Below are 14,563 nucleotides of genomic sequence, written 5' to 3' on the forward strand. Positions count from 1 at the left end.
ATGACGACCAAAAGACCTTTCGGCCTTCCGTCCGCCAGATTGATCGTGATTGCCGCCGTTGCGGGAATACTTGCCGGTGCCGTGGCGGTATACGTGAGTAGTATGGGGTCTGGCAATGGCGAGAGCGGGCTTCTCGCCCAATCCTCCGGCGCCTGCGAAGGTGCCGTCGAGACGGTAAAGTCGGTCTCGCAATTCTCCAAGGGCCAGGTCGCCGCCATGGTTGCCGCCCAACCGCCGAGGCCGCTCGATCTGGTCTTCAAGGGACCGGACGGAAAGGACCTCAAGACCGCGGATTTTGCCGGCAAGACGGTTCTCCTCAATCTCTGGGCCACATGGTGTGGCCCGTGCCGGGAAGAGATGCCGGCGCTGAACGCGCTGCAGAAGGGCATGGGCGGTCCGGACTTCGAGGTCGTGGCGGTGAATATCGATACCGGCAGCGACGAGAAGCCCAAGGCCTTTCTCGCCGAATACGGCATCGATACTCTCGGCTATTACCGCGACAGCTCGATGGGCGTCTTCAATTCGCTGAAGAAGGAAGGCCTCGCCTTCGGCCTGCCGGTGACCTTGATCATGGACAAGAAGGGCTGCCTGATTTCCGCGATGAACGGCCCGGCCGCCTGGGACAGCCCGGATGCCAAGGCGCTGATCACGGCGGCGAAGGGGCCATAGCCCGCAATTTCCAATTGAAATAATGCAGACCGCTACTCTATGCTGCTTTTGGTTGTGATGGCCAAAGCAGACGCGCCCCTGTCAGGCGCATCGGAGGAGATGGGCTCCTCCGACCCGGCGAAGGCCTCGCCATCCAATCGGAGGGTGTGCTATGTGGTTCAAACCATTTAGCATCACGTTTATGATACGGAAAACCCGCACGAGCTGGCAGGCAAGCGTGCGGGTCACATTCCAAAAATAAACCAGAGAGGCGGGCGAAAGCTCGCCTCTCACTCCGTCAATATAGTTTGAAATGCCTTTTCTGACAAGGGAAGGCCAAAATAGCGTCCGCTTACCGCGTCGGAACCGGCACTTCGCCGCGATAGTCATAGAACCCGCGACCGGCCTTGCGACCCAGCCAGCCGGCTTCGACATATTTCACCAGAAGCGGGCAGGGGCGGTATTTGCTGTCCGCCAAGCCGTCGTGCAGAACCTGCATGATCGACAGGCAGGTGTCGAGGCCGATGAAATCGGCGAGCTGCAGCGGGCCCATCGGATGATTGGCGCCAAGCTTCATGGCGGTGTCGATCGCCTCGACCGAGCCGACGCCTTCATAAAGCGTGTAGATCGCTTCGTTGATCATCGGCAGCAGGATGCGGTTGACGATGAAGGCCGGAAAGTCCTCAGCGACGGTCGCGGTCTTTTCGAGCGCGGTGACATAGTCCTTGGCGGCCCGGAAGGTCGGCTCGTCGGTGGCAATGCCGCGGACCAGTTCGACAAGTTTCATGACCGGAACCGGGTTCATGAAATGTATACCCATGAAGCGCTCCGGACGGTCGGTGGCGGACGCGAGACGGGTAATCGAGAGCGACGAGGTGTTGGTGGCGAGCAGGGCATCAGGCTTCAGGACCGGACAGACCTGCGCATAGATCTTGCGCTTGACGCTCTCGTCTTCCGTCGCAGCCTCGATCACCAGGTCCATCGGCGCGAGGTCGTTGAGGTCCGAAGAACCGGAAATCAGCGAAAGGGCAGCCTTGCGCTCGTCGTCGCCGAGTTTGCCGTTGGAGACCTGGCGGGCGAGATTGCCGTTGATGGTTGCGAGCGCTGCTTCGATCCGGTCCTTGGACACGTCGTACATCTGCACCTTGTAACCGGCGAGAGCCGAAACATGTGCAATGCCGCAGCCCATCTGGCCTGCTCCGATGACGCCGATGCTTTTTATGACCAAACCCATGGTTTCGCTCCCTGGGCGTTTACGCTATCTCTAGCGTACGCCGATTTTATGAAAATGCCGGACTGCATGTATGCAGCCCGGCAGATTGTTATTCCGCTACATGTCGTTTTGCCAGCATTTTTCGCGCTTGCGAAATGAACGGGCTCAAAGCGCCTTTTCAAGCTTCGGCAGGATTTCGAAGAGATCGCCGACGATGCCGTAGTCGGCGACCTGGAAGATCGGGGCTTCCTCGTCCTTGTTGATGGCGACGATGACCTTCGAATCCTTCATGCCGGCGAGATGCTGGATGGCGCCCGAAATGCCGACGGCGATATAGAGCGCCGGCGCGACCACTTTGCCGGTCTGGCCGACCTGCCAGTCGTTCGGGGCGTAACCGGCGTCGACCGCTGCGCGCGATGCGCCGACGGCTGCGCCGAGCTTATCGGCGACCGGCAGGATGACTTCCTGAAATTTTTCAGACGAACCAAGCGCGCGGCCGCCGGAAATGATGATCTTGGCAGACGTCAGTTCCGGGCGTTCGGACGACGAGAGGGCATCCGAAACGAAGCTCGACAGGCCCGGGTTCGCCGCAGCCGAGACCGACTCGATCGAGGCGGAGCCGCCTTCGCCAGCCGCCTGGAAGGAGGCGGTGCGCACCGTGATCACCTTTTTGGCGTCGGTCGACTGGACCGTCTGGATGGCGTTGCCGGCGTAGATCGGACGCTTGAACGTATCCGCTGAAACCACCTCGATGATTTCCGAGATCTGCATGACGTCGAGCAGCGCCGCGACGCGGGGCATGACGTTCTTGGCCGACGCCGTCGCAGCGGCGATGATCGTGTCGTAGGAACCGGCCAGCGAAACGATCAGAGCGGAAAGCGGCTCGGCGAGGTTGTTGGCGAGACCCGCGTCGTCGGCGAGCAGTACCTTCGAGACGCCGGCAAGCTTGGCGGCGGCATCGGCCGCAGCCTTGGCGCCGGAACCGGCGACCAGCACGTGCACGTCGCCGCCGATCTTGGAGGCGGCCGAGAGCGCCTTGGCGGTCTGGTCGTTGAGGCTCGAACCGTCGTGTTCTGCCAGAAGAAGAATGGCCATGATGATGTTCTCCCTTTCCTTACAGAACGCCGGCGGTCTTCAAGGCGCCAACCAGTTCCTCGACCGTCTTCACCTTGATGCCTGCCTTGCGGCCGCCCGGCTCCTCGGTCTTCAGGACCTTCAGGCGCGGCGCGGTGTCGACGCCGAAATCTGACGGCGTTTTCTTGTCGAGCGGCTTCTTCTTCGCCTTCATGATGTTCGGCAGCGAGGCGTAGCGCGGCTCGTTCAGGCGAAGGTCGGTGGTGACGACGGCCGGAAGCTTGACTTCGATCGTCTGCAGGCCGCCGTCGACTTCGCGGGTCACTTTTGCCGAACCGTCCGCGAGTTCGATCTTCGAGGCAAAGGTCGCCTGGGCGGAGCCGAGCAGGGCTGCCAGCATCTGGCCGGTCTGGTTCGAATCGTCATCGATCGCCTGCTTGCCGACGATGATCAGCCCTGGCTGTTCGGCATCGACGATACCCTTGAGGATCTTGGCCACGGCAAGCGGCTCGACCAGGTCGTCGGTCTCGACCAGGATCGCCCGATCGGCGCCCATGGCGAGCGCGGTGCGCAGTGTTTCTTCGGCCTTGGCCGGGCCGATCGACACGACCACCACTTCTTCCGCCTTGCCGGCTTCCTTCAGCCGCAAAGCCTCCTCGACGGAGATTTCGTCGAAGGGGTTCATCGACATCTTCACATTGGCAAGCTCGACACCCGTGCCATCCGGCTTCACCCGGATCTTCACGTTGTAATCGACCACTCGCTTGACTGGCACCAGGATCTTCATGGGGTCCTTCCTTGACTATCTCCAGCCGCAAATTGCGACATTTGCTGCTTCCTCATTTGTCAGTTGGCGACATGGATACGCATTTTTCGCGCGATTACAACGCGGATTTGCCGCCGGGCATTGCCGTTTTCTCATAGTTCTATTCGGTTGCCGCGGCGATCCGCGGAACGTCCGGCTTAAGCTCGACTGCCTTCGGGGTCACGATGTTGCGGTCGAACAGCGGCACGCCCTTGCGGCGCATGAACAGCACGAGGATGGCGCCCGCGATGATGCCGCCCACATGCGCCCCCCAGGAGACCATGCCGTCGAGATCGAGCGCCAGCATGGCGAACTGCTGGACGATCCAGAGCGCCAGCGGAATGAAGGCAGGCAGCGGCAGCGGAATTCGGAAGAGCACCAGCACCCAGACCCGCACGCGAGGATGCAGCAGGAAATAGGCCGCGACCACGCCGGAAATCGCCCCGGATGCGCCGATCAGCGGGCCTTCCGAGCTCGACGCCACGAAACCATGGAGAGCGGCGCCCGCCGCTGCGCAGATGAGATAGAAGGCGAGGAACTTCACATGCCCCAGCGCGTCCTCGACATTGTCGCCGAACACCCAGAGGAACAGCATGTTTGAGGCGAGATGCCAGAAGTCGATATGCAGGAAGGCATAGGTGACGAAGGTCAGGTCGTCGGGCACGATCACCAGCGACGGATCGAGCGTCGCGTAGTTGAAGATCACCGCCGGAATGAAGCCGAGCCCGAGCGAGGCGTGTTCGCCCACTTCAGGCGCGGAAAAATTGGTGAACAGCCATATCAGCACGTTAATGGCGATGATGCTGATCGTGACATATTGCACGCGGATGTATTTGAGTTCGACGGCGTCGTGCAGCGGGATGAACATGCTGTGGCTCCTCCGCCGTTGCGGTTATCGGTTCTTGCCCGGGATCCAGAGTATATCGGCTTTGCCGCCGTCATTGGCAAAGCGCGCCGCCACGAACAGAAAGTCGGAAAGCCGGTTGATATATTTCAACGCCGGGGTGCCGACGGTCTCGCCTCGGGACAGCTCGACCATCAGCCGTTCGGCGCGGCGCGATACGGTGCGGGCGAGATGCAGATGAGCGGCGGCGGCAGTGCCGCCCGGCAGCACGAAGGAAGTCAGCGGATCGAGATGGGCGTTGAGCGCGTCGATCTCCGTTTCCAGCCGCGTCGCCTGGGCTTCGACGATGCGAAGCGGCTCGTAGTCGAGCTTCTCGCCGGTATCCGGCGCGGCAAGATCGGCGCCGAGATCGAAAAGGTCGTTCTGGATGCGGAAGAGCATGGCGTCGAGTTCGGCCATGCCGGATATGTGCAGGCGCGCCAGTCCGATCGTGGAATTGGTCTCATCGACCGTGCCATAGGCTACGACGCGCAGGTCGTGCTTGTCGCGGCGCGGACCGGAAACCAGCGCCGTGGTGCCGTTATCGCCAGTGCGCGTGTAGATCTTGTTGAGCTTTACCATCCGCCGTCATCAGAATCAGGTCGGGCGACCGCCGCCCGTAATCCAGAGAGTGAGCATGATGAGGACGATTGCAACCGCCTGCAAGAGAATACGCAATTGCATCAGCTTATTGGATTTGTTGGCGTCGGTGCCCTTCAGCATGTTGAACAGCCCGCGGATCAGTACGAGCGCGACGAGGCCCATGACGATCAGGGCAAGCACGGTTGTGAAAGTGGACATTGTCGGATTGCTGCCTTTCAATCCAGCCGGCGCATCAGGTTATAAAAGAGCGCGGCTGGGAGTATTCTTTTCAGGAAAGCGCCCTGCTTGGCGGGCTTCGTTACCAGATAATGTGGCTTCGGACGAGGTGCGGTCAAGGCATGCGTCAAGACGTCATAGACCGCTTCGGGCCCAAGTTTGTGGCGGCTGGCCTGACCCCCTCCCTCGAGGCGCCTCAGCTGCCTGCGATACTGCTCCGCATGGACCGAACCTTCGAGGTCGACATGCTCGCGGATCTTGGCAAGAGCATTGGCTGTGAAGCGCGAGGTGATCGGGCCGGGTTCGATAAGGCTCACCCCGATGCCGCTGCCTTCGAGTTCCATGCGCATGGTGATCGTCAGGCCTTCGAGCGCGTATTTCGAGGCCGTGTAGGCGCCGCGGTAACGATAGGGCAATAGCCCCAATATCGACGAGCAGTTGACGATGCGGCCCTGGCCTCTTGCGCGCATGACCGGGATCACCCGCCGCGTCAGCTCGTGCCAACCGAAGAAATTGGTCTCGAACTGCTCGCGCAGCACGTCGGTCCCCAGGTCCTCCACTGCACCCGCCTGGCCGTAGGCGCCATTGTTGAACAGTGCATCGAGCCGTCCGCCGGTGCGATCCAGCACGGTTTCCACCAAGGCTGCGATCGTGTCGGGCCTGGTATAATCCATCAGCAGGGTTTCGATGCCGTCCGCCTCGAGGGCTGCGAGATCGGCCTGCCTGCGCACCGTCGCGAACACCCGCCAGCCGTCCGCCTTCAGAGCCCGGGCGCAATGGGCGCCGATGCCGGAGGAACAGCCGGTAACGATGATCGTTCTATTTTCGGCCATTGAGTAAGGCTCCCTGTACAATCGAAAGAGTTCCTCCCATATTTCCCGCCACGTCACAACGGAGTTGCCCTTGCCCGAAGAAAACCGCCCCGTCCGGTGGTATCGCCTCGCCTTCAAGGTTCTTTGGGACGCCTATTGGCACTTCTCGGATGACGATGGCTGGGCGATGGCGAGCCATGTCGCGCTTTCCGGCCTGCTGGCGCTGTTTCCGTTCCTGATCTTCGGCACGGCGCTCGCCGGCTTTCTGGGGGCCGGCGGTTTTTCGGAAACCGCGGTGCATCTGCTCTTCGATACCTGGCCGGCGAATATCGCCGCACCGATCGCTTCCGAGATCCGCCAGGTGCTGGAAATCCCGCGCGGCGGGCTGCTGACGATCTCGGTCCTGGCGGCTGCGTATTTCGCCTCCAACGGCGTCGAGGCGCTCAGGATTTCCCTCAACCGCGCCTACCGCGTGACGGAAACCCGGCCCTGGTACGTGACCCGTCTCGCCAGCCTCGGCTATGTGATCGTCGCCGTCGTCATCTTCGCGGTGATCAGCATCCTGCTCGTCGCGGTGCCGGTCGCGCTCCGCTTTGCCGAAACCCGCTTTCCCTGGCTGATCGGCGACCTGACGCGGGCCGCGAACTGGGGCCTTTATGGCACAGCCCTCTTGCTGATGATCGGCCTGCTGCTTTCGCACAAATGGCTGCCGGCCGGACGGAGGCGGATCATCGACGTGCTGCCGGGCGTGACGCTGACGATCGTCATCTGGACCGCGTTCGGTCTCGGTTTCGCCTCCTACCTCTCGACTTTCGCCAACTACGCGGCGACCTATGCGGGGCTGGCGTCGATCATGATCGTGCTGGTCTTCCTCTACATGATCAGCGTGATCTTCATTCTCGGTGCCGAGTTCAACGCCGCCCTGATGAAATACCGGATCTACTCGGTCTTCAACCGGTTCCGGCGGGAGCGGCGCCAGCGCGGGGAAGCGTTGTCAAAGGCCAAGGAGGTGACGGATGTCACTGAGGCCGAGACCCTGGTCGCGAAGCGCCGCGAGCCCGGTTGACCCCTCGCTTTTCGACAGTTTCCTGCCATCCGCACCGACCACCAGCCGGTGATGGTGATAGACCGGCTGCGGCAGCCCCAGCAGTTCCTGCAGCAGCCGGTGCACGGCTGTCGCCTCGAAAAGGTCGAGCCCACGCACCACATGGCTGATCCCCTGCGCGGCATCATCCACCGTCACCGACAGATGGTAGCTTGACGGTGCATCCGAGCGGGAGAGAATCACGTCGCCCCAGGCCGTCGGATCCGCGATGATCTCGCCGCGTTTTCCGTCGCCGGTCTCGACCCAGCTCAGCGGTGCCTCGATCAGGCCAAGCGCCTTTCCCATGTCGAGACGAAAGGCGTGCCGGACACCATCGGCGATCAGGCTCCGCCGCTCCGTCTGGCTGCGATGGCGGTCATCGTCGGGATAGAGCGGCGAACCGTCCGGATCGCGCGGCCAGCTCTTCCCGTCCGCCTCGCAGGCCGCGACCCTGGCTTTCACCTCGCCGCGGGTCAGAAAGGCCGGATAGACGAGATCCATCTCGGTCAACCGATAGAGTGCCGTATGGTAGGCGTCGACATGTTCGGATTGCCGCCGCACCGGCTCTTCCCATCCAAGCCCCAGCCAGGCGAGATCGCGATAGATCGCCTGCTCGAACTCCGGCGTGCAGCGCGCAAGGTCGATATCCTCGATGCGCAGCAGGAAACGGCCGCCATTCGCACTCGCCATGTCGTGGTTGAGGAATGCCGACAGGGCGTGGCCGAGATGCAGAAACCCGTTCGGGCTTGGCGCGAAACGATAGACCGGTTTATCAGAAGGCGGAGCAGGCATGATTTCTTCTGCCATGATTTTTGAAAAACGGCCATGGGGAGGCAACCAGTGGGGAGGCAGGCGGTGGCGATCATCCGCGATCATTCCGACATTCAGGCGGGGCTCGAGGCGCTGGTGGCGCTCGATCCGAGACTTGCCGATGTCGTCGAGGCTTCCGGCCCGGTGCCGCTCAGGCTGAACGAGCCGGGCTTTTCCGGCCTTGCTTCGATCGTCGTCTCGCAGATGGTGTCGAGGGCGAGTGCCGAGGCGATCTGGCGGAGGATAACGGCCGCCGGCCCCGTCACTGCCGAAGGATATCGGGCTCTCGACCCTGCCGTTATCGCCACGTTCGGCCTCTCGCGGGCAAAGGCGGCGACGCTTCTTCATTTGTCCACAGCAATTTCGGAAGGGCATTTCGATCTCGCATCCGTCTGCGCGCTCGAAACGGGTGAAGCTATCCGCAAGATGACGGCACTTCCCGGCATCGGTCCATGGACGGCGGAAGTCTACCTGATGTTCTGCGGCGGGCATGCCGATATTTTTCCGACGGGCGACGTGGCGCTGCAGGCCGCGGTCGGCCATGCGCTGGGTCTCGAAACACGGCCGTCGGCTAAAAATCTGGGGGTGATGGCTGAAGTCTGGGCGCCGTGGCGATCCGTCGCGGCCCGGCTTTTCTGGGCTTATTATGCGGCGAAAATGCGCCGCGACGTCACACCTCTCGGCTGAAGCCGGGAACAAGCATCCCACTGCATTTATTGGGCTTCACATTCCTGTAACAACGGACCTAATATAGAAAGTACGGATGCCGAATCGGGTAGGAGCGTCATTTGACGATTGCAGTCTCCCCGCAGGCCCTGCCGGCGCTCGTCCTGAACGCCGACTACCGGCCGCTGAGTTATTATCCCTTGTCGCTTTGGTCCTGGCAGGACGCGATCAAGGCGGTTTTCCTCGACCGTGTGAACATCATCGCGGAATACGATCACTCGGTCTGCTCGCCGAGCTTCTCGATGAAGCTGCCGAGCGTCGTGAGCCTCAAGACCTATGTCCAGCCGACCCGCAACCCGGCCTTTACCCGGTTCAACGTCTTCCTGCGCGACAGGTTCGAATGCCAGTATTGCGGCGACCATGACGACCTGACCTTCGACCACGTCATCCCGCGCGCTCATGGCGGCGAGACCACCTGGGAAAATGTCGTGGCCGCCTGTTCGCCCTGCAATCTGAGGAAGGGCAGCAAGCTGCCGAAGCAGGCCGCCATGTTCCCGCACCAGAAGCCCTACCAGCCGACGGTGCAGGACCTGCACAATAACGGCCGGCTGTTCCCGCCGAACTATCTGCACGAAAGCTGGATGGACTATCTCTACTGGGATACGGAACTGCAGCCGTAAGACGGAGTTGGACGCCAAAGATTGGATTGTTGGAAGGCCGCTTTACGCGGCCTTTTTTGCGCCGACGAATGCGATGACAGCCAGGATGACGCTGGCAATCACGTTCCAGCCGGCAAACGAGAGGCCGAGCACACGAAGGGCCGCTTCCGTGCAGGAGGGGCCGTGGACGGTGTTCAGATCGGAAAGCAGGCTGCCGGCACTGGTGGTGACGCCAGCCCCACCGCCGCAGCTTGCCGGACCTTCCCAGAAAGCCCATTCGACGCCCGAGTGATAGACGCCCATGCCGGCGCCGACCAGCATCATGACGCCGATGACGACGAGCAGCGCCCGGGTGATCCAGGCGGGCAGGCCGATCGCTGAGACGACGATCGCCAGGATGCCGACCGGAATGCCGTAATAATAGGGATCGCGCTGCAACAGGCAGAGCGCACAGGGGATGTAGCCGCCGATATACTGAAATGCCAGCGCCCCGCCGACGGTCACCGCCATGCCAAGCGTCACGACCACGGCGTAGCCGATACCGGCGCGGGAACGGGGTGTGGAAGCTGTCAGCGCCATGCGCCTCTCCTGATATGCATTTCGACCGGCCGGGACGCCATGGCCTCCCTTAGAGCAGATGTGCCGGCGCCGTAAGACAAATTATCTTGAACGCGGCGCCCTGACCGCCGCGGGAGGCGCGTTACCAAGTCTCCGCCTTGCGGAAAACAGGGCGTCGCCCTCGGATGATTTGCGTTGACCGCAAATTGGCGATTGATGCGGGCAACATCCTGAGCTAAGAACCACCATCGGACGGAGGCGAGTCATCGCCTTACAGGTTAGCACCCGTAGCTCAGCTGGATAGAGTGTTGGATTCCGATTCCAAAGGTCACAGGTTCGAATCCTGTCGGGTGCGCCAATCTTCCCCACAAGTGAACCCAGCTCCATTGCTATCCGAGTCGGGTGTTTCCCGGAAATTGTGGCTTTGTACGGCTTAATTTGAACGAGCCCGGCGCACGCCATCACTGCGCCGGAAAACCGTAACCGTATCAAAGTTCTTGAAGAGATGTGGTGCCCCGTGCCGGAATCGAACCAGCACTCCTCTCGGAACCTGATTTTGAGTCAGGCGCGTCTACCAATTCCGCCAACGGGGCACTTGGGTAGCGGTATGCGCTCTATCACGGGGCCGCACCGGCATGCAAGGATGAAGTGAGGTTGCATTTATCCGGCTTCGCGCTTGGACAAGTTGTCCCGGATCAGGGCATTCCCGATGCGGTTTTTCCCGTTTCTTAACGGCATGTCGCTGTTGTTTAGCGCCTTCTGAAACATGCGCGCCGTCTGGATATTCGGCATTCGGAGGCCGGCGATCGTGCGCGGCTTCGGAAGGAGAAGACTATCATGCGGAAATCATTGCGTATCCTGTTGCTGTCCGGATGCATCATCCTGCCTTTTGCCGGCCAGAGCTTTGCACAGGGCCTGTCGGTCGGCGGCGAGAACGGCATCAGTGCCGACGTGACGACCAGCGACGGGATCGGGGTCGACGCCTCCCTCGGCGGTGCCGATGGCGTCAATGCCGATGTCGGGGTCGGCGGTAGCCGCGGAGTGGCGGATGTCGATGTGTCGGTTGGCGGCGGTGAGGGGCTGAATGCCGAGGCGAATGTCGGTGGAGGTGGCGGGCTCGATGCGGATGCCGCTGTTTCCCTCGGCGGCAGCGATGGCGTCAATGCCGGCCTCGCACTCGGCACGGACGATGGCGTTGACCTTGGAACGACCGCATCGATCGGCGGCGGTGGCGGTGGCCTTGATGCCGCTCTGGGACTTGGCCTCGGAGGTGCCGGCGGCACCGGCGCTGCGCTCGGTCTCGGCGTTGGTGGAGAAGCTGGGGTCGGCGGTGCCGCGGCTTCGGGCGCCGGCGGTATTACCGGGCCGCAGCTCCAGGCCTTCCAGGCGATGTCCGACGCCGAGCAGCGCCGTCTGCTGACCCGCTGCGCCGACATCGCCTCCGGGGGTGGAGATGCGGCACTCGTCTCGCTCTGCCGCATGCTGCGGATGAGCGCCTCGCGTTGATCGCCCGGATTGTTGGCCCCATCCCCATCGCAGGGGGTGGGTTCCCATGTCAGGTCCCCTCCCGTGTCCCCCTTGTATTTTAAGCATCCCGGATGTTAGCTGGTGCAGCAAAAATAGAAGCGCTGCCCATGAAACTGTCTGCTGCCAAGTCCTATGAAGACCTTTTTCGCGATTTCGCCTGGGAAATCCTGCAGCGATTCAACATGGGGGAGGCGGTCAGCGATGCCTGGGCGGAAAAGTTTCCAGATCGCATCTGTCTCCAGCATTTCAGCCCGGGCGGCGCTCATCCGGCGCTGACCTATGGTGAGCTGTCCGGGCGGTCCGCCTCGCTTGCGAACGCCTTTGTCGCGCTGGGTCTGAAGCCCGGCGACCGCGTCGCACTTCTTCTGCCGCAGAGTTTCGAGACGGTGATCGCGCATGTGGCGATCTACAAGATGGGCGGCATCGCCCTGCCGCTGGCGCTGCTGTTCGGCGCCGAGGCGCTCGAATACCGGCTGAAGGCATCGGGTGCGACGGCGATCGTCACCAATCCCTTCGGCCTGTCGCGGTTGGCGGGCTTGCGGGGAAAGCTGCCGGATTTGCGGCATGTGATCGTCACCGGAGATACGCCCGCCGGCGACGGCCTGCTGGCGCTCGATGCGCTGATCGCCGCGTATCCGCCGCTGTTCGAGGCCGTCGATACCGGGCCGGACGATCCGGCTCTGATGATCTTCACTTCCGGCACGACCGGCCCGCCGAAGGCGGCGCTGCACGGTCATCGGGTGCTGGCCGGCCATATCCCCGGTTTCCAGCTGGCGCATGAATTCGCACCGCAGCAAGGGGACCGGATCTGGACGCCTTCGGACTGGGCCTGGGCCGGCGGCCTGCTCAACGTGCTGATGCCAGCGCTGATGCTTGGCATTCCCGTCGTCTCTTCGCCCGCCCAGAAATTCGATGCGGACATGGCCTTCCGTATCATGAGCGAAATGGATGTGCGCAACGCGTTCATTCCGCCGACGGCGCTGCGGCTCCTGAAATCCGTCGAAAAGCCGCTTGAAAAATACGATCTCAAGCTGCGGACCATCGCGTCCGCCGGCGAGGCGCTGGGCCGCGAAACCTATGACTGGGCGAGGGCGGCACTGGGGCTGACGGTCAACGAATTCTACGGCCAGACCGAATGCAATTTCGTGCTGTCCTCGGCCGCCAATCTCGGCGTGTCGCGCGGCGGGGCGATCGGGCGGGCGGTGCCGGGCCATCATGTGGCGGTGGTCGACGGCAGGGGCATCGAGCTGCCGGCCGGCAAGATGGGGCAGATCGCCATCCGCCGTCCGGATCCGGTGATGTTCCTCGGCTATTGGAACGACGAGGCGGCGACGGAGGCGAAGTTCGTCGGCGACTGGCTGATCACCGGCGATCTCGGACGAAAGGACCGCGACGGTTATGTGGAATTCATCGGGCGGGACGACGACGTCATCACCTCGTCCGGTTACCGCATCGGGCCGAGCGAGATCGAGGACTGCCTGACCGGCCATCCGGCGGTGCGGCTGGCAGCCGTGGTCGGCAAGCCGGACCCGATCCGTACCGAGATCGTCAAGGCTTATATCGCGCTTGCGCCCGGCTATCGTCCGAGCGACGAACTGGCTGTGGAGATCCGCGACTGGGTGAAGACGCGGCTGTCGATGCACGAATATCCGCGCGAGGTCGCCTTCGTCGACGATATTCCGCTGACGACCAGCGGCAAGGTCATCCGCCGGCTGCTGCGGGACAAGGCGGCCGCCGAGTGATCGTCAAGGCGTAACTACCCCGGAACGGCCGGCAAGCGACATGATCTTCTCGCGCAGCATGCGGGCCATGTTGCGGGTGTTGCGGTAGAGGTGAAGCTGGGCTGCCACCTGGCGCACGTCGCGGTCGCCGTTCTGCCGCAGGCCGATCACCAGCGTCCCCATCTCCTCGCGTTCTTCCCAGAAACGGCTCATGATCGGGTGATCGGGAATCGCGCAACTGTCGGTGCGCATGATGTTGGCGTCTTCGAGATGCCACTCGGTCAGTTTCACCATCAGCAGCTTGCCGGGCGAGAACCGGGAAAAACCCTCGTCGTAGGCGGTCTTCCACGTATAGGCCTCGCCGGCCATGATGAAGACGATGAGCGAAGCGATCGCCCGGCCGTCGAAATCGATGGTGTGGATGCGGACTGCGTCGACTTCCGCCAGGTTGGTGATCGCCTCGCGGGCGAAGGCGGCGCGGTAACGGTCGTTGATCAGGGCCGAGCGTTTGCGGCCCTTCCAGCCCTTGGCTTCGAGCGCCAGGAATTCCTCCATCCGCAACCGGATCTCTTCCGGCTGGCGCGCAACCGAGTAGCTGAGCGAGCCCTTGTTGCCGAGATTGCGCCACAGGCGGCGCATTTCGCGGTAGTGGTGCGACGAGATCGAGTGTTTCAGATAGGCCTCGCCGTCGAGCAGGCTTTCCAGCATCGGCCGCTGTTGGGGATCGGTGACGGTCACCGGCAGGTTGCGGCCGATCGCGACCGCCTTGGCGAGCTGGGCGAACGGACCGGCGAGCCTGACGTCCGGCATGACCAGCACGGAGGGCAGGCGGGCTTCGCGCATGCTGAGCGCATCGAAAAGATTGTCGATCGTCTCCGCACTGTCTTCCGCGTCGACGAGCGGCGTGCCGATCGGCCCGAAGGGATTGGCCCAGGCACGGATAATCGAGGCGCCGACCGAAAAGCCCGGCTTTTCGACCGTGAAAGGCATCAGCAGCCGCATACGGCTGCGCGTGCCGGTCTCGTCGCGGATCAGCGCCAGGCGGACCTGCTTGTCCTCGACCCGCGGCATGGCGGGGGCGAGCAGCCGGGCCGAAAAGAAGATGTTCGGCTCGAGCGCACGGTTGGAGAGGAATTCGAGTTCTTCCTGCAGGTCGTAACCGAAGGCGGCGGGATATAGGCAGAGCTCGCGGCCGGGCCGGCCGACCTGGAGATGGGTGTCGGCATCCGGCCGCTCGGCGCGGAGCGCCTGGACCATGCTCATCCGGCCGCCGCCATTGCCCTC

The 14,563-nt window shown here is 62.7% G+C and carries 16 protein-coding genes and 2 tRNA genes; 7 read left to right on the forward strand and 11 right to left on the reverse strand.

What is annotated here, in order from left to right:
• The gene (locus tag C5L10_RS20785) at positions 1-669 is read left to right on the forward strand and encodes a TlpA disulfide reductase family protein (RefSeq protein WP_105431193.1); all 669 of its coding nucleotides are present in this window, start codon (positions 1-3) and stop codon (positions 667-669) included.
• Positions 670-1,000: 331 nt separating this feature from the next.
• Here C5L10_RS20785 and C5L10_RS20790 read toward each other — a convergent pair whose 3' ends face one another.
• The 7 genes from C5L10_RS20790 to C5L10_RS20820 all read right to left on the reverse strand — a co-directional run bounded on the left by C5L10_RS20790 (position 1,001) and on the right by C5L10_RS20820 (position 6,275).
• Positions 1,001-1,882 (reverse strand): 3-hydroxybutyryl-CoA dehydrogenase, encoded by an 882-nt coding sequence (locus C5L10_RS20790; RefSeq protein ID WP_105431194.1) that lies wholly within the window; start codon positions 1,880-1,882, stop codon positions 1,001-1,003.
• A 144-nt stretch (positions 1,883-2,026) separates the two neighbouring features.
• Entirely contained in the window at positions 2,027-2,956 is a 930-nt protein-coding gene (locus C5L10_RS20795) for an electron transfer flavoprotein subunit alpha/FixB family protein (RefSeq protein ID WP_046637226.1), read from the reverse strand.
• 19 nt (positions 2,957-2,975) lie between these two features.
• Positions 2,976-3,722, reverse strand: coding sequence for an electron transfer flavoprotein subunit beta/FixA family protein (locus C5L10_RS20800; protein WP_105431195.1), 747 nt, complete (start codon positions 3,720-3,722; stop codon positions 2,976-2,978).
• Positions 3,723-3,861: 139 nt separating this feature from the next.
• Positions 3,862-4,608 (reverse strand): rhomboid family intramembrane serine protease, encoded by a 747-nt coding sequence (locus C5L10_RS20805; protein ID WP_105431196.1) that lies wholly within the window; start codon positions 4,606-4,608, stop codon positions 3,862-3,864.
• A 24-nt stretch (positions 4,609-4,632) separates the two neighbouring features.
• The gene (locus C5L10_RS20810) at positions 4,633-5,205 is read right to left on the reverse strand and encodes a cob(I)yrinic acid a,c-diamide adenosyltransferase (RefSeq protein WP_105431197.1); all 573 of its coding nucleotides are present in this window, start codon (positions 5,203-5,205) and stop codon (positions 4,633-4,635) included.
• A gap of 15 nt (positions 5,206-5,220) precedes the next feature.
• Positions 5,221-5,424: a twin transmembrane helix small protein gene (locus tag C5L10_RS20815; RefSeq protein ID WP_037081726.1), complete on the reverse strand. Its 204-nt coding sequence runs from the start codon at positions 5,422-5,424 to the stop codon at positions 5,221-5,223.
• 17 nt (positions 5,425-5,441) lie between these two features.
• The gene (locus C5L10_RS20820) at positions 5,442-6,275 is read right to left on the reverse strand and encodes an SDR family oxidoreductase (protein WP_105431198.1); all 834 of its coding nucleotides are present in this window, start codon (positions 6,273-6,275) and stop codon (positions 5,442-5,444) included.
• Between the two features lie 70 nt (positions 6,276-6,345).
• On the opposite strand from C5L10_RS20820, the gene C5L10_RS20825 reads away from it, so the two are divergent.
• Positions 6,346-7,320 (forward strand): YihY/virulence factor BrkB family protein, encoded by a 975-nt coding sequence (locus C5L10_RS20825; RefSeq protein ID WP_105431199.1) that lies wholly within the window; start codon positions 6,346-6,348, stop codon positions 7,318-7,320.
• Here C5L10_RS20825 and gluQRS read toward each other — a convergent pair.
• Positions 7,249-8,145 carry a tRNA glutamyl-Q(34) synthetase GluQRS gene (gene gluQRS / locus C5L10_RS20830; protein ID WP_105431200.1) on the reverse strand — a complete coding sequence of 299 codons (897 nt, stop codon included), beginning with the start codon at positions 8,143-8,145 and terminating at the stop codon, positions 7,249-7,251. The two genes, C5L10_RS20825 and gluQRS, sit on opposite strands and share 72 nt — an antisense overlap.
• 48 nt (positions 8,146-8,193) lie before the next feature.
• Here gluQRS and C5L10_RS20835 point away from each other — a divergent pair, with 48 nt between their 5' ends.
• Positions 8,194-8,835 carry a DNA-3-methyladenine glycosylase gene (locus C5L10_RS20835; RefSeq protein ID WP_105431201.1) on the forward strand — a complete coding sequence of 214 codons (642 nt, stop codon included), beginning with the start codon at positions 8,194-8,196 and terminating at the stop codon, positions 8,833-8,835.
• A gap of 101 nt (positions 8,836-8,936) precedes the next feature.
• Positions 8,937-9,494, forward strand: coding sequence for an HNH endonuclease (locus C5L10_RS20840; RefSeq protein WP_046605335.1), 558 nt, complete (start codon positions 8,937-8,939; stop codon positions 9,492-9,494).
• Between the two features lie 42 nt (positions 9,495-9,536).
• On the opposite strand, the gene C5L10_RS20845 is transcribed toward C5L10_RS20840, so the two are convergent.
• A complete protein-coding gene (locus C5L10_RS20845; protein ID WP_105431202.1) occupies positions 9,537-10,052 on the reverse strand; it encodes a disulfide bond formation protein B in 516 nt (171 codons plus the stop codon).
• Positions 10,053-10,312: 260 nt separating this feature from the next.
• Between C5L10_RS20845 and C5L10_RS20850 the strand changes: the two genes are divergently transcribed.
• Positions 10,313-10,389 (forward strand) — tRNA-Arg (locus tag C5L10_RS20850).
• A 150-nt stretch (positions 10,390-10,539) separates the two neighbouring features.
• On the opposite strand, the gene C5L10_RS20855 is transcribed toward C5L10_RS20850, so the two are convergent.
• Positions 10,540-10,624, reverse strand: a tRNA-Leu gene (locus C5L10_RS20855).
• Positions 10,625-10,868: 244 nt separating this feature from the next.
• Between C5L10_RS20855 and C5L10_RS20860 the strand changes: the two genes are divergently transcribed.
• Positions 10,869-11,537 carry a hypothetical protein gene (locus C5L10_RS20860; RefSeq protein ID WP_105431203.1) on the forward strand — a complete coding sequence of 223 codons (669 nt, stop codon included), beginning with the start codon at positions 10,869-10,871 and terminating at the stop codon, positions 11,535-11,537.
• Between the two features lie 128 nt (positions 11,538-11,665).
• Positions 11,666-13,300, forward strand: coding sequence for an AMP-binding protein (locus C5L10_RS20865; RefSeq protein ID WP_105431204.1), 1,635 nt, complete (start codon positions 11,666-11,668; stop codon positions 13,298-13,300).
• Positions 13,301-13,303: 3 nt separating this feature from the next.
• Here the strand turns inward: C5L10_RS20865 and C5L10_RS20870 are convergent, their stop codons facing one another.
• Positions 13,304-14,542 carry a GNAT family N-acetyltransferase gene (locus tag C5L10_RS20870; RefSeq protein ID WP_245448075.1) on the reverse strand — a complete coding sequence of 413 codons (1,239 nt, stop codon included), beginning with the start codon at positions 14,540-14,542 and terminating at the stop codon, positions 13,304-13,306.
• Between the last annotated feature and the right edge of the window lie 21 nt (positions 14,543-14,563).

The organism is Neorhizobium sp. T6_25 (assembly GCF_002968555.1).
Lineage (GTDB): Bacteria > Pseudomonadota > Alphaproteobacteria > Rhizobiales > Rhizobiaceae > Neorhizobium.